Source organism: Pseudomonas sp. B10(2017) (genome assembly GCF_002113295.1).
In the GTDB taxonomy this organism is placed as follows: Bacteria; Pseudomonadota; Gammaproteobacteria; order Pseudomonadales; family Pseudomonadaceae; genus Aquipseudomonas; species Aquipseudomonas pudica.
Genome location: NZ_NEJU01000005.1, coordinates 46122 through 58394, shown reverse-complemented (window position 1 = coordinate 58394; position 12273 = coordinate 46122). Strand labels below are relative to the sequence as shown.

General features: G+C 63.8%; 13 protein-coding genes. 5 read left to right on the top strand and 8 right to left on the bottom strand.

Annotated features, from left to right (window positions below):
* Nucleotides 1-39: 39 nt before the first annotated feature.
* Entirely contained in the window at nt 40-321 is a 282-nt protein-coding gene (locus CAF92_RS08410) for a GNAT family N-acetyltransferase (protein ID WP_046615741.1), read from the bottom strand.
* Between the two features lie 508 nt (nt 322-829).
* On the opposite strand from CAF92_RS08410, the gene oprI reads away from it, so the two are divergent.
* Complete coding sequence (oprI, locus tag CAF92_RS08405; protein ID WP_003259780.1) at nt 830-1081, top strand: outer membrane lipoprotei OprI; 252 nt, start codon at nt 830-832, stop codon at nt 1079-1081.
* Nucleotides 1082-1212: 131 nt separating this feature from the next.
* Here the strand turns inward: oprI and CAF92_RS08400 are convergent, their stop codons facing one another.
* The 3 genes from CAF92_RS08400 to CAF92_RS08390 all read right to left on the bottom strand — a co-directional run bounded on the left by CAF92_RS08400 (nt 1213) and on the right by CAF92_RS08390 (nt 3256).
* Nucleotides 1213-2190 carry a L,D-transpeptidase family protein gene (locus tag CAF92_RS08400; RefSeq protein ID WP_046615742.1) on the bottom strand — a complete coding sequence of 326 codons (978 nt, stop codon included), beginning with the start codon at nt 2188-2190 and terminating at the stop codon, nt 1213-1215.
* 111 nt (nt 2191-2301) lie between these two features.
* Nucleotides 2302-2592, bottom strand: coding sequence for a hypothetical protein (locus tag CAF92_RS08395; protein WP_013971899.1), 291 nt, complete (start codon nt 2590-2592; stop codon nt 2302-2304).
* Between the two features lie 58 nt (nt 2593-2650).
* The gene (locus CAF92_RS08390; protein ID WP_046615743.1) at nt 2651-3256 is read right to left on the bottom strand and encodes an arylesterase; all 606 of its coding nucleotides are present in this window, start codon (nt 3254-3256) and stop codon (nt 2651-2653) included.
* A gap of 10 nt (nt 3257-3266) precedes the next feature.
* Between CAF92_RS08390 and CAF92_RS08385 the strand changes: the two genes are divergently transcribed.
* Nucleotides 3267-3950 (top strand): ABC transporter ATP-binding protein, encoded by a 684-nt coding sequence (locus tag CAF92_RS08385; RefSeq protein ID WP_016714756.1) that lies wholly within the window; start codon nt 3267-3269, stop codon nt 3948-3950.
* The gene (locus CAF92_RS08380; protein ID WP_085600194.1) at nt 3950-6457 is read left to right on the top strand and encodes an ABC transporter permease; all 2508 of its coding nucleotides are present in this window, start codon (nt 3950-3952) and stop codon (nt 6455-6457) included. Before CAF92_RS08385 ends, CAF92_RS08380 begins: the two co-directional genes overlap by 1 nt.
* Nucleotides 6458-6583: 126 nt before the next feature.
* Here CAF92_RS08380 and greB read toward each other — a convergent pair whose 3' ends face one another.
* The 4 genes from greB to CAF92_RS08360 all read right to left on the bottom strand — a co-directional run bounded on the left by greB (nt 6584) and on the right by CAF92_RS08360 (nt 9556).
* Complete coding sequence (greB, locus tag CAF92_RS08375) at nt 6584-7057, bottom strand: transcription elongation factor GreB (protein WP_046617232.1); 474 nt, start codon at nt 7055-7057, stop codon at nt 6584-6586.
* Between the two features lie 11 nt (nt 7058-7068).
* Nucleotides 7069-7377: a hypothetical protein gene (locus CAF92_RS08370; RefSeq protein ID WP_025338428.1), complete on the bottom strand. Its 309-nt coding sequence runs from the start codon at nt 7375-7377 to the stop codon at nt 7069-7071.
* Between the two features lie 221 nt (nt 7378-7598).
* Nucleotides 7599-8036, bottom strand: a complete 438-nt coding sequence (locus CAF92_RS08365) for a DoxX family protein (RefSeq protein WP_046617231.1) — start codon at nt 8034-8036, stop codon at nt 7599-7601.
* Nucleotides 8037-8149: 113 nt separating this feature from the next.
* Entirely contained in the window at nt 8150-9556 is a 1407-nt protein-coding gene (locus CAF92_RS08360) for a transglycosylase SLT domain-containing protein (protein ID WP_046617230.1), read from the bottom strand.
* Nucleotides 9557-9715: 159 nt separating this feature from the next.
* On the opposite strand from CAF92_RS08360, the gene CAF92_RS08355 reads away from it, so the two are divergent.
* Both CAF92_RS08355 and CAF92_RS08350 read left to right on the top strand, forming a co-directional pair.
* Complete coding sequence (locus CAF92_RS08355; RefSeq protein ID WP_085600192.1) at nt 9716-10513, top strand: TatD family hydrolase; 798 nt, start codon at nt 9716-9718, stop codon at nt 10511-10513.
* A 218-nt stretch (nt 10514-10731) separates the two neighbouring features.
* Nucleotides 10732-12210: a methyl-accepting chemotaxis protein gene (locus tag CAF92_RS08350; protein ID WP_085600190.1), complete on the top strand. Its 1479-nt coding sequence runs from the start codon at nt 10732-10734 to the stop codon at nt 12208-12210.
* Nucleotides 12211-12273: the final 63 nt, after the last annotated feature.

The window sequence follows — 12273 nt, the reverse complement described above, 5'->3', positions numbered from 1 at the left end:
GGCGATGGACGCGAAGCGGCCCCGCTTTTTTTTACAGAATCAGACCTTGCTCGAATGCCGTTGCTGGCGCTCCATGTAGCGCTCCACGTACGAGCAGGACGGAATCACCGTGTAGCCCATCTGGTCAGCGTACTCCAGGGCCCGTTCGGTCAGGGCGGCAGCAATCCCGCGGCCGCGCAGGGCGTTGGGTACGAAGGTGCGATAGATGTCCAGCGTCTGCTTGCCCAGGTCCATGTACGTCAGATAGGCACGATGACCGTCCACGCTGGTCTCGAACTGATGACCGGCCTGGTCATGGTGGATGGTCAGCGCTTCGCTCATCACTACTCCTCGCAGGTCTACTCGGCAGACCCATACCTTAACCGATGGTGGTTTATCCGGCACAGAATCCTCTACGCCACCTGTTGCCCCTTCGACCACTGGACGATTGCAATCGTTCGGATCCTGTGGCACTCACAAGATAGTAGGCGCCGCAGGCGGGATTGCTCAAGGTGGTGGCGGTTAAAAATGGCGAAAATGCAGCCAGATGTCATTCTTGCCAGCGCACCAGGAAGCCACCCGGTGTACTAGGGCTTAAGACGCTGAAGGACAGTTAAAGTCACCCTTAGTTCAACAAAAAAGTTCCCGTACTACAGTCGCTTGCGAACCCTGTACGTTTTTTTCACAGGCGTGTCGCAAATCTTGTCGGAAAGGCGTCAAGCAACATTTTTTTTGCAGTTCTTGCGCTTAGTCAGTTTACTTACTACAAGTAATGGGTACTATGTACGCCGGCCAGTTTCTCTTTTCCGAGAGATGGCTATTTAATAGAAAGTCCTTGAAGGGGAACACGATGAACAACGTTCTGAAATTCTCTGCTCTGGCTCTGGCCGCAGTTCTGGCTACCGGTTGCAGCAGCGTATCCAAAGAAACCGAAGCTCGTCTGACTGCGACTGAAGACGCAGCAGCTCGCGCTCAAGCTCGTGCAGACGAAGCCTACCGTAAGGCTGACGACGCACTGGCAGCCGCTCAGAAGGCTCAGCAGACCGCTGACGAAGCCAACGAGCGCGCTCTGCGTATGCTGGACAAAGCCAGCCGCAAGTAATAATCCTCACGGATTGTTATGGAGCCGACCCACTTGTGGGTCGGCTTTTTTATTGCCGGTACACAAGCAAACGCGCCTGGCAGAAACGAAAAGGCCTGCACTAAGGCAGGCCCGGGTGTGTCGCAATTACCTTACTGCAGTTCGGGCGGAATGCTCGAAACCATCGGTGCCCCACCCTGGCTTTCGGCCGGCACGGCAATTTCCACAGGCATGCCATCTTCCGCGGCCACCACGTCACGCACCATGTCCCAGTTCATGCGTAGGTTATTTGCCAGGTCTTCACGCTTGAGCAAGGCGTTGATAACAGCAGTGTGTTTATCGACCACCGACGGATTACCCTGGTCGTCCAACGGCGTGTGCGCCTCCAGATAGACCTTTCCGCCACTGATACCGAACTTGTAGGGCTCATTGATGATGCGCACCGGCGTACCCACCGGCACCATCTTCGACAGTTCCAGCACGTTGTTGTTGAGCATGCGGAAGCAACCGTGACTGGTACGCATGCCAATGCCGAATTTCTTGTTCGAACCATGAATCAGGTAACCCGGTACGCCGAGGGTGAACTTGAACGGCCCCAGCGGGTTGTCCGGGCCGGCCGGCACCACGCTCGGCAGGATGTCACCGTCAGCCGCGTGCTCGGCACGGATCGACGCTGGAGGGGTCCAGGTCGGGTTCGGCGTCTTGGCGGTGATCTTGGTATTGGCGATCGGCGAACCCCAGCCTTCACGGCCAATACCCAGAGGGAAGGTATGCACCACGTTCTGCCCTTTCGGGAAGTAGTACATGCGGTATTCGGCCAGGTTGATGACGATACCCTCACGCGGGCCCGGCGGCAGGATGTAGCGGGTCGGCAGGATGATCTCGGTGCCGGCACCTGGCAGCCATGGATCCACGCCCGGGTTGGCGGCGATCATTTCCAGGTAGCCGAGGTCGTTGGCGGTGCCGATATCGGCGAACGTGTCCTCGTACTTTGCCTTGATCACATGCACCTGGCCGATGATGTCTTCACCGGGTGGTGGCAATGGCAGCTCCAGCGCAGCAGCGGGGCCTGCTACCAGCAGGGCGGCCAGGGACAGGCTACGGGTGACGGCAGGAAAGCGCGGCAACATCCGGTAAATCCTTCGAAAGGTGGGTCAAGAGAATCGATTGTACACCTGCGCCGATGCAAGCGGGAGGCATTGGCGCCATGCAAGCGTTCCAGATGATGAAAGGTGCGGTGTTCAGCCGCCCTGCAGCTCCGGCCACACCGGGCGCATGCCGCGCCGCTGGGCATCGAGGATCGCGCGGCACAGGTCGCACAGGCGGCCGTCGCGGTAGATCGAGCGCGGTACCCCCGACCAGCGCGGTTGCGCAGGCAGCAGGCCACCGCACAGAGTGCGGTCGGCCGGTACGCCCAGCTCGAGCTGTCGGGCCACGAGGTGGACGCGGATTTCCTGGCAGGCGAACAGGTCGAGCTGCTCATCAGGCTCGATCAGTTGGTAGGCATAAAGGGACCAGGCAGGGCGCGGCATTGGTGGCACTCGAAACGGGGGGCGCAACATTAGCCGAAAGACGGCGCCGTTTAAAGCATCAGAGCAAGGGTTTTATCGCCGGCCAGGCATTTTCCAGCAGGCGCTGCTGGGCGGCCTGAGCCGGGTGAATGCCATCCGCCTGCATCAACTCAGGCACGCCCCCTACCCCCTCGAGGAAAAATGGCACCAGCGGAACCTGTTTTTCGGCAGCCAGCTGTTCATAGACCTGGGCGAAGGCGGTGGTGTAGCGCACGCCATAATTGGGCGGCAGGCGCATGCCCAGCAGCACCACCTTGGCACCGGCCTTGCGCGCACTCTCGATCATTGAGGCAAGATTTTGTTGCAATTGCGCTGGCGACTGCCCGCGCAAGCCATCATTGCCGCCCAGCTCCAGCACCACCAGGCTCGGCTTGTGCGCTGCAAGCAGCGCCGGCAGCCGCGCCTGGCCACCTGCACTGGTGTCGCCGCTGATCGACGCATTGACCACCTTGTCGTCGAAACCTTCTTCCAGCAGGCGGGTCTGCAACAGGGAAACCCAGCCCTGGCGGGTATCCAGGCCAAAACCGGCGCTGATACTATCGCCGACAATCAGCAGTGTTCCCGCCGCCGCGCTCTGGGCCAGGCAATACAGGGCCAGACCGGCACTCAACCACCACACTCGCATCGGATTCTCCATGGGCCCCAGCATTCTCGTTGCGCAGAACCTTAGCAAAGTGGTCCCCAGCGCGGAAGGTGACCTGACCATCCTGCACGCGCTGTCCCTCGACCTGGCCCAGGGCGACAGCCTGGCCATCGTCGGCGCCTCGGGCTCGGGCAAGTCTACCCTGCTCGGCCTGCTCGCCGGCCTCGACCAGCCCAGTGCCGGCAAGGTCATCCTCGCTGGCCACGACCTGGGGCCGCTGGATGAAGACCAACGCGCGCGGGTGCGCGCCGAGCATGTAGGCTTTGTGTTCCAGTCGTTCCAGCTGCTCGACAGCCTCAACGCCCTGGAAAACGTCATGCTGCCGCTGGAGCTGGACGGCCGTCGCGATGCCCGCGAACACGCGCGCACCCTCCTCGAACGGGTCGGCCTGGGCAAGCGCCTGAGCCACACCCCGCGCCAGCTTTCGGGTGGCGAACAGCAACGGGTGGCCATTGCCCGTGCCTTTGCCGCGCAACCGGCGGTGCTGTTCGCCGACGAACCCACCGGCAACCTAGACAGCCACACCGGCGAACGCATCAGCGACCTGCTGTTCGAACTGAACAAGGAACGCGGTACCACTCTGGTGCTGGTTACCCATGATGAACGCCTGGCCCGGCGCTGCCGCCGCCAGATCCGCCTGGATGCAGGCCGCCTGGTGGCGCCGGTGGAGGCCTGATGAACCACATGCCGCTGTCCCGCCTGTGCGGCCTGGCCCTGCGCCAGCTGCTGCGCGACATTCGCGCCAGCGAAGTGCGCGTGCTGTTCTTCGCCCTGCTGGTGGCGGTGGCGGCCAGCACTGCCATCGGCTATTTCGGTGCCCGCCTCAACGGCGCCATGCAACTGCGCGCCAGCGAGTTCCTGGGTGCCGACCTGGTGCTGCAGGGCAGTGCACCGGCCCGCGATCAGCAGATCGAGGCCGGCAAGGCGCTTGGCTTGCGCCACGCTCAGGTGGTCGAGTTCACCAGCGTGGTCGGCGGCGACAACGGCATCCAGCTGTCCAGCGTCAAGGCTGCCGATGGTGCCTATCCGTTGCGCGGGCAAGTGCGCAGTGCCGCGGAGCCCTATGCAGCAGAAACCCCGGGCGGTGGCCCGGCACCTGGCGAAGCATGGGTCGAGCCACGCTTGCTGGCGGCACTGGGGCTTAAGGTTGGCGACAGCATCGATGTGGGCATGAAGACGCTGCGCATGACCCGCGTACTCACCTACGAACCGGACCGCGCCAACAACTTCTACAGCCTTACCCCACGGGTAATGATGAACCTGGCCGATCTGCAGGCCACCGGCGTGATTCAACCGGGCAGCCGGGTCACCTACCGCGACCTGTGGCGCGGCGATGCCGAAGCGTTGGCGCAGTACCGCGGTGCGCTGAAAAAGGACCTGGCCGCCAACCAGCGCCTGCGCGACACCCGCGATGGCAACCAGCAGGTCGGCGGCGCCCTGGGCAAGGCCGAGCGCTACCTGAACATGGCCAGCCTGGTGGCGGTGCTGCTGGCAGGCGTCGCCGTTGCCCTGTCTGCCAGCCGCTATGCCGCACGCCGCCTGGACGCCAGCGCCCTGCTGCGCTGCCTGGGCCTTTCGCGCCGCCAGGCACTGGGCCTGTACTGCCTGCAATTGGCCATGCTTGGCCTGGTCGCCGCGCTGGTCGGCGCCCTGCTCGGCTGGCTGGCCCAGCTGGGCCTGTTCCGCCTGCTGCATGGCCTGCTGCCAAGCGTGGTGCCTGCAGGTGGCATCGTCCCGGCCCTGGCCGGCATCGCTACGGGGCTGGTGGCCCTGGCCGGCTTCGCCCTGCCGCCAATTGCCGCGCTGGGTCAGGTGCCGCCGTTGCGCGTGCTACGCCGCGACCTGCTGCCGATACCGCCCAGCAGCTGGCTGGTGTACGGCGCGGCCCTGTTCGCCCTGGGCCTGATCATGTGGCGCCTGAGCCTGGACCTGCTGCTCACCTTCGCACTGCTCGGAGGCGGCCTGGTCGCCGCACTGCTGCTCGGCGGCCTGCTGCTGCTCGGTTTGCGCAGCCTGCGCCAATTGCTGGCCGGGGCTCCACTGACCTGGCGCCTGGGGCTGGGCCAACTGCTGCGCCACCCCATGGCCGCTGCCGGCCAGGCCCTGGCCTTCGGCCTGATCCTGCTGGCCATGGCCCTGGTCGCGCTGCTGCGCGCGGAACTGCTCGACACCTGGCAAGCGCAGCTGCCCAAGGATGCACCCAACCATTTTGCCCTGAACATCCTGCCGGATGATCGCGAGCCCTTCGCCCAACACTTGCAGCAGGTCAATGCCACCTCGGCACCGCTGTACCCGGTGACACCCGGCCGCCTGGTGCGAATCAACGACCAACCGGTGCAGCAGGTGGTCAGCAAGGATTCGGCAGGCGAGCGCGCCGTGCAGCGCGACCTCAGCCTGACCTGGGCAGCCGAACTGCCCCAAGGCAACGCACTGACGGGTGGCAACTGGTGGCAGGCGTTGCCCGCCGAAGATGAAATCCCCGGTGTGTCGGTGGAGGCGGAACTGGCCAGCAGCCTGAAGCTGCAACCGGGCGACCTGCTGACCTTCGACATCGGCGGCCAGCAGCGCCAGGCCCGGGTCAGCAGCCTGCGCAGCGTGCACTGGGACAGCTTCCAGCCGAACTTCTACATGATCTTCCAGCCCGGCACGTTGCAGGGGCTGCCGACCACCTACCTGACCAGCTTCTATCTGGCACCGGGCCATGACCTGGATGTGGTGGCACTGTCACGGGCATTCCCGGCGGTGACCATCCTGCAGGTGGACGCCTTGCTCGATCAGCTGCGCAGCATCCTCGCCCAGGTGACCCTGGCGGTGGAATATGTGTTGCTGTTCGTGCTGGCAGCCGGGTTGGCGGTGCTGTTCGCTGGCTTGCAGGCGACGCTGGACGAGCGCATCCGCCAGGGCGCCTTGCTACGTGCGCTGGGCGCGGCGCGGCCATTGCTGGTCAAGGCGCGGCGGATCGAGTTCGGCTTGCTGGGTGCGGCCAGCGGCTTGCTGGCGGCGGTCGGGTGCGAGCTGATTACCCTGGTGCTGTACCGCTATGCCTTCGACCTGCAATGGTGCCCGCATGTGTGGTTGCTGCTGTTGCCGCTGGCAGGGGCGTTGCTGGTGGGCGGTGCGGGGGTGCTGGGGACGCGGCGGGCGTTGAATGCCAGCCCGTTGGCGGTTTTACGCGAGAGTTGAGGACAGCCTGTGCCGGCCTCTTCGCGGGTAAACCCGCTCCCACAGGTCCGACACAGGTTTCAAGTACCTTGGTGAACCTGTGGGAGCGGGTTTACCCGCGAAGAGGCTGGCACAGGCAACATCGACTCATTGCCCGTAGCTGACGCTGTTTACATACCAGGTCGCTTCACCGGTAGGTGTGTGCACCACCACCTCATCACCCTCCTCCTTTTTCAGCAAGGCACGAGCCATGGGCGAGTCGATCGAGATGTAGTCATTGCGCCCATAGATCTCGTCATACCCGACGATGCGAAACTTCATGGTTTCGCCCTCGTCGTTCTCGATCTCCACCCAGGCACCGAAGAACACCTTGCCCTCTTGCTGCGGCGAGTAGGCCACCACCTTCACATCTTCAAGACGCTTGCGCAGGTAACGCACCCGGCGGTCGATCTCACGCAGCAGCTTCTTGTTGTACTGGTAGTCGGCGTTCTCGCTGCGATCGCCCAGCGATGCCGCCCAGGTAACCTTCTGGGTAATCTCCGGGCGGTATACCCGCCACAGGTGGTCCAGTTCTTTCTTCAGCGCCTCATGGCCTTCCGCGGTGATGATGTTGGTACTCAACTGCACGCTCCTCAGCGGCGGGTAATCAGGCCTTGGCGCGCGATACGGGTGAGGTGGCCGATGATTTCGGCGGCCTCGTCCGGTGCCGGGGCCTGGATCACGGCCAGGTCGAAACGGTCATTGCCATACTGTGCGAGGTGGCAGCCGGTATCGGCGAACTGGATCAGAAATGCACGCGCCTGGCCCTTGCGCCGGGACAGGCCTTCAAGGTGACGTAAAAGAGTGGGTTGATGCTGGCCGCCGAGCAGGATGCGCGGTGTGCGGGATGCCTGGCTGGCAGGCAAGGGGCTCAAACAGACACTGGTACGTGGGCAACTCATGGAGCTTCTCTCCGCCTCGCGAATCCCGCTGGGCAGCGGTGGGAGGCGTCACCGAACCAGCGCTTTAGCGGTATTTCGGATGACCCGGAGGGGTTTTCCTGCGCCCCGCAAGTAGCTGTTTAAATCGGCGCAGGCGGTATGCTAGAGCTACAAGCGGCAAGATACAAGCCTCAAGCCGAAAGTGATCGGCCTGCGGCTTGTATCTTGGAATTTACGATGTATCAGCGGGCGATCAGGCGGTCCAGCGAGAAGCGGCCAGCGCCTTCGATCAGCACCGCGACGGTGCCAGCCAGCAGGGCCAGGCCGAACTCATAGCCGTTGTTGGACATGAACAGGCCGTTGCCGATGTGCACCGTGAGGATCGCCACCACCAGGGTCACCGCCAGCACCAGGGCCGCCGGGCGGGCCAGCAGGCCGATCACCAGGGCCAGGCCGCCGAAGAACTCGGCACTACCGGACAGCAAAGCCATCAGGTAACCCGGGGCCAGGCCGATGCTCTCCATCCACTGGCCGGTGCCTTCCAGGCCATAGCCACCGAACATGCCGAACAGTTTTTGCGCACCATGCGCAATGAAGATGATGCCGACCAGGATACGGATGACGCTCAGGCCAGCGCCGGCACGGGTGGAGAACAGAGCGTTGAGGGTGGCGTTGTTCATGTCGAAGACTCCTTGAAGCGAGAAAGTTGTGTTGGGATGGGCGCCATCATAATCGTTTATATAGATATGAAAGCCGCAAATAATCCAACATAACAATCGATAAAATCGATCTTTCAACGCTTCGCCACACGCTCCAGCGCGGCACGCTCCCGATTGAACGCTAAAAAGTACTTGTTGACGCTATTGACGAAGTTGACCGGCCCCATGCCCACCTGCTCCATGGCGATACGTTCAGTCTGGAAGAACCACTGGTCGCCATTCAGCCCGCGCCGCCGCGCTTCCGCGCGCATGGCCTGGACGCGCTCGGGGCCCAAGTTGTAGGCCGCCAGCACGAAGGCCATGCGCTCGCGTTCGTTGATCTTGGCGCTGGCAAAGAACTTGCGCCGGATCAGCGCCAGATAGCGGGCACTGGCCTGGACATTGCCATCCACCGTGGCGGTGTTGCTCACCCCCACGCGCTGCGCCGCCGAGGGGGTGATCTGCATCAGGCCATGGGCCCCTCCGGTGCCGCGCGCCGCCGGGTTGAGCGTCGACTCCTTGAAGGCCAGCGCGGCCAGGTTGAGCCAGTCGATCTGCTGCGCCTCACCGTGTTTCTGCAGCACCGCCCGCAGCGCGCTCAGGCGCTGGCGATTCTTGCTGGCCAATGGGTCGTGCACCCGGTACTGGCGCCGGTAGATGCGCTCGAACGCGGCGTCCTGGTTGTCCGGTGCGCGGTAGCCCTGCAGAAAGCGATCGACCGTGGCCTGCAACTGCGGCGCATCGGGTCTCACATACCAACGCATGGCTTGCGGCGCCCCCAGCTTTACGCGGCTGTCCAGGCGCAGGCGCGGCATCACCCGAGCCCAGCGCCGGGCGATCGGCTGCTCGACCACGGTCAGGTGATAGATGCCGGCCTGGACCATTTCCAGCACATCCTCCACCGCCAAGGTCGAGTCGACCCACTCCACCTTGATCGGCGCGCGCTTGCGCAGCGCCAGCTGCTGGTTGACCTGCTGGATCAATGGGCCGGCGGCACTGGCGCTGGTCAGGGCCACGGTACGCCCGGACAACTGCTCGACATGGCTGAAACTGCGCTCGCCCTTGCGCCCCACCAGCAGCAGCGGCACCTGGTCAAGCACCGGCGCGCTGCTGCTGACCCCGCGCACCACGGCGGGGTCGAGCAGTTCGCCCGGCGCGGCCAGGTCACCCTCGCCACGGGCCAAGGCGCCCAGTAACTGCTCCTTGGCCCGCGGGATCAGCTTGAGCTGGATCTCCTGACCGTCAGCGGCACGGGCATTTAGGTAATGTTCCAGGGCACGCAGGCGATAGTATTCGATGCCGACCGGCTCACCCTTGACCTCACCGGAGCTGTTGCGGCTCTGGTTGACCAGAACCCGCAGCACCTGGCTGGTGCGAATCTGTTGCAGGTCACGGACCTTGGCCGGCGCGATGTTCTGCTGAGGTCCCGGCACGCGCGCATGGGCGGGCCCGGTCAATGTCAGCCCAAGCGTCAGCAGGAAAATGAGCCAGCATCGCTGCATGCGAAAACGTGTCCGTTGTCGGTGGGCGGCATCCATGGAGTTGCACCGCCAAGAGAGAAATGACGGCAAAAGACCACGGCAACAGCATGAAGTTCTTGGTTTTTTTCAGAAAAACACGGTTTTTGCTATGCTGGCCGCCCCGCGGCACGAGGTAGCACCATGCAACTGATCGATATCGGCGTCAACCTGACCAACAGCAGTTTCCACGACCAGCAGGCGGCAATCGTCGAGCGCGCCCTTGAGGCTGGGGTCACGCAAATGGTGCTGACGGGCACCAGCCTGGCGGTCAGCGAACAGGCGCTGGAGCTTTGCCAGCAACTGGATGCGAGCGGCGCACACCTGTTCGCCACGGCAGGCGTACACCCTCATGATGCCAAAACCTGGGATGCCGGCAGCGAGCGCCAGTTGCGCCAGTTGCTGAATGAAGCACGCGTGCGCGCCGTGGGCGAATGCGGCCTGGACTTCAACCGTGACTTCTCCCCTCGCCCGCTGCAGGAAAAAGCATTGGAGGCACAGGTGGCACTGGCTGCCGAGCTGCGAATGCCGGTGTTCCTGCACGAACGCGACGCCAGCGATCGCCTGCTGGCGATACTCAAGGATTACCGCGACCACCTGACCGGCGCAGTGGTGCACTGCTTTACCGGCGAGCGCGACGCGCTGTTCGCGTACCTGGACATGGACTTGCACATCGGCATTACCGGCTGGATCTGCGACGAACGCCGTGGCACCCACCTGCACCCGCTGGTGGGCAACATTGCCGAGGGGCGGCTGATGCTGGAGAGCGATGCGCCTTACCTGCTGCCGCGCAGCCTGCGGCCCAAGCCGAAGAATGGGCGCAACGAACCAGCGTTCCTGCCAGAGGTACTGCGTGAAGTGGCCCTGCACCGGGGGGAGTCAGCCGAGCATACGGCGGCGCATACCACGGCAACGGCACGGGCGTTTTTCCAACTCCCCTGAACCCGACGCGCCCCTTTGCAGGAGCAGCCTTGTGCTGCGAAGAGGCCATGACAGCTACAACATTCGGTTGGCCTTGCCTGCCCCTTCGCAGCACAAGGCTGCTCCTACAGGGGCTGGTGCTTGGTGTTGATATGCATCAACAAACTCCATGGCGCACGTAGGCACAATGATGGCACCTTGCCAATATTGTTCCCGCTCAACTCAGAGAAGACCTGCCCATGGGTGCCTGGCTTAGCAATGTTTCCCTGAAGTACAAGTTCTGGGCCGTCAACGCGGTGGCCTTTGTCACAACCCTGCTGCTGGTGCTCTATGCCGTGCACCTGGAGCAGCGCGCCCGCGCCGAGGCCGCGCAGGCCCAGGCGGCCGCGCAGGCCCAACTGCTGGCTGCCTGGCCGGCCGGCCTGCCGCTGCCCCGCCCGGCCAACGTCATCAGCTGGTCAGCCGGGCAAACACCCACCTTCGCGGGTGAACCCCTCGAGGCCCTGCGCAATGCCCAAGGCTGGGTCGAACTGCCCGCCGACCGGCTCTTGGGCAACAACCCGCTACAGGGTGCGCAGGTGCTGCGCAACGGCGACCAGCAAATAGCCGTGCTGGCCCAGTCGCCAAGCCTGCGTCAGGTGTTCTTCGACCGCTTCAGCAACTACGCGGTATGCGTGCTGATCCTGATGCTGGCGATGCTCGGCGCCTCGCAGTTGCTGATCCGCTTCCTGCTCAGCCAGCTCAACACCCTCAAGGACGTGATGCTGCACGTGGAAAAAACCGGCGACCTGTCGGCCCGCGTGCCACTGGCCTGTGGCGACGAGGTCGGCCAGATGGCCGGGGCTTTCAATGCCATGCAGGCGACCTACCACCGCGTGGTCAGTACCGTCGCCCACACCGCCGCGCAACTGGACTCCGGTGCCGCGCGCCTGGCTGCGAGCATGAGCGACGTGCGCCACGGCATGCTCGGCCAGCAGAGCGAGACCGACCAGGCCGCTACCGCCATCAACGAAATGTCGGCTACGGTGCACCACATCGCCCAACACGCCGGCGCCACCCGTGATCTGTCACAAACCGCTGACACCCTGGCCGGTAGCGGCCAGGAGGTGGTCAGCCGGGTGCAGGATTCGATTTCCGGGCTGTCCAGCGGCGTTCAGCAAACTGCCGAGATGATTCGCCAGCTCGCTGAAGACAGCCAGAAGATCAATGGCGTTGTCAGCGTGATCCACAGCATCGCCGAACAGACCAACCTGCTGGCGCTCAATGCCGCCATCGAAGCAGCGCGCGCCGGCGACCTGGGCCGCGGCTTTGCTGTGGTGGCCGATGAAGTACGCAACCTGGCCAAGCGCGTGCAAAACTCCACCGACGAGATCACCACCATGGTCTCGGCCCTGCAGTCGGGCACCCGCGATGCAGTGGAGTTCATGCAGGAAAGCTCGTACAAGGCCGACGACTGTGTCAGGCAGGCCCAGGAGGCCGGCGAAGCACTGGCAGAGATTACCGGTGCCGTGGCGCAGATGCGCGAAAGCAACACCCAGATTGCCGTGGCCGCCGAGCAGCAAAGCCAGGTGGCCGAGGAAATGAACCGCGCCGTGGTGAGCATTCGCGATGTCACCGAACAGACCGTGCATCAGACCGTGGGCTCGGCGACCACCAGCAGCGAACTGGCAACCCTGGCAGGTGAACTGAACAAGGCCATTGGCCAGCTCAAGCTATAGTCACCATAGCCAGCCTCGATTGGCCCCCGCCTGGGGGGCGCACTAAGCTTTGGGCATGACCGA

What these genes read in the sequence shown, in the direction of transcription:
- CAF92_RS08410 (WP_046615741.1), bottom strand. Translation starts at nt 321, where the DNA reads ATGAGCGAAGCGCTGACCATCCACCATGACCAGGCCGGTCATCAGTTC.
- oprI (WP_003259780.1), top strand. Translation starts at nt 830, where the DNA reads ATGAACAACGTTCTGAAATTCTCTGCTCTGGCTCTGGCCGCAGTTCTG.
- CAF92_RS08400 (WP_046615742.1), bottom strand. Translation starts at nt 2,190, where the DNA reads ATGTTGCCGCGCTTTCCTGCCGTCACCCGTAGCCTGTCCCTGGCCGCC.
- CAF92_RS08395 (WP_013971899.1), bottom strand. Translation starts at nt 2,592, where the DNA reads ATGCCGCGCCCTGCCTGGTCCCTTTATGCCTACCAACTGATCGAGCCT.
- CAF92_RS08390 (WP_046615743.1), bottom strand. Translation starts at nt 3,256, where the DNA reads ATGCGAGTGTGGTGGTTGAGTGCCGGTCTGGCCCTGTATTGCCTGGCC.
- CAF92_RS08385 (WP_016714756.1), top strand. Translation starts at nt 3,267, where the DNA reads ATGGGCCCCAGCATTCTCGTTGCGCAGAACCTTAGCAAAGTGGTCCCC.
- CAF92_RS08380 (WP_085600194.1), top strand. Translation starts at nt 3,950, where the DNA reads ATGAACCACATGCCGCTGTCCCGCCTGTGCGGCCTGGCCCTGCGCCAG.
- CAF92_RS08370 (WP_025338428.1), bottom strand. Translation starts at nt 7,377, where the DNA reads ATGAGTTGCCCACGTACCAGTGTCTGTTTGAGCCCCTTGCCTGCCAGC.
- CAF92_RS08365 (WP_046617231.1), bottom strand. Translation starts at nt 8,036, where the DNA reads ATGAACAACGCCACCCTCAACGCTCTGTTCTCCACCCGTGCCGGCGCT.
- CAF92_RS08360 (WP_046617230.1), bottom strand. Translation starts at nt 9,556, where the DNA reads ATGCAGCGATGCTGGCTCATTTTCCTGCTGACGCTTGGGCTGACATTG.
- CAF92_RS08355 (WP_085600192.1), top strand. Translation starts at nt 9,716, where the DNA reads ATGCAACTGATCGATATCGGCGTCAACCTGACCAACAGCAGTTTCCAC.
- CAF92_RS08350 (WP_085600190.1), top strand. Translation starts at nt 10,732, where the DNA reads ATGGGTGCCTGGCTTAGCAATGTTTCCCTGAAGTACAAGTTCTGGGCC.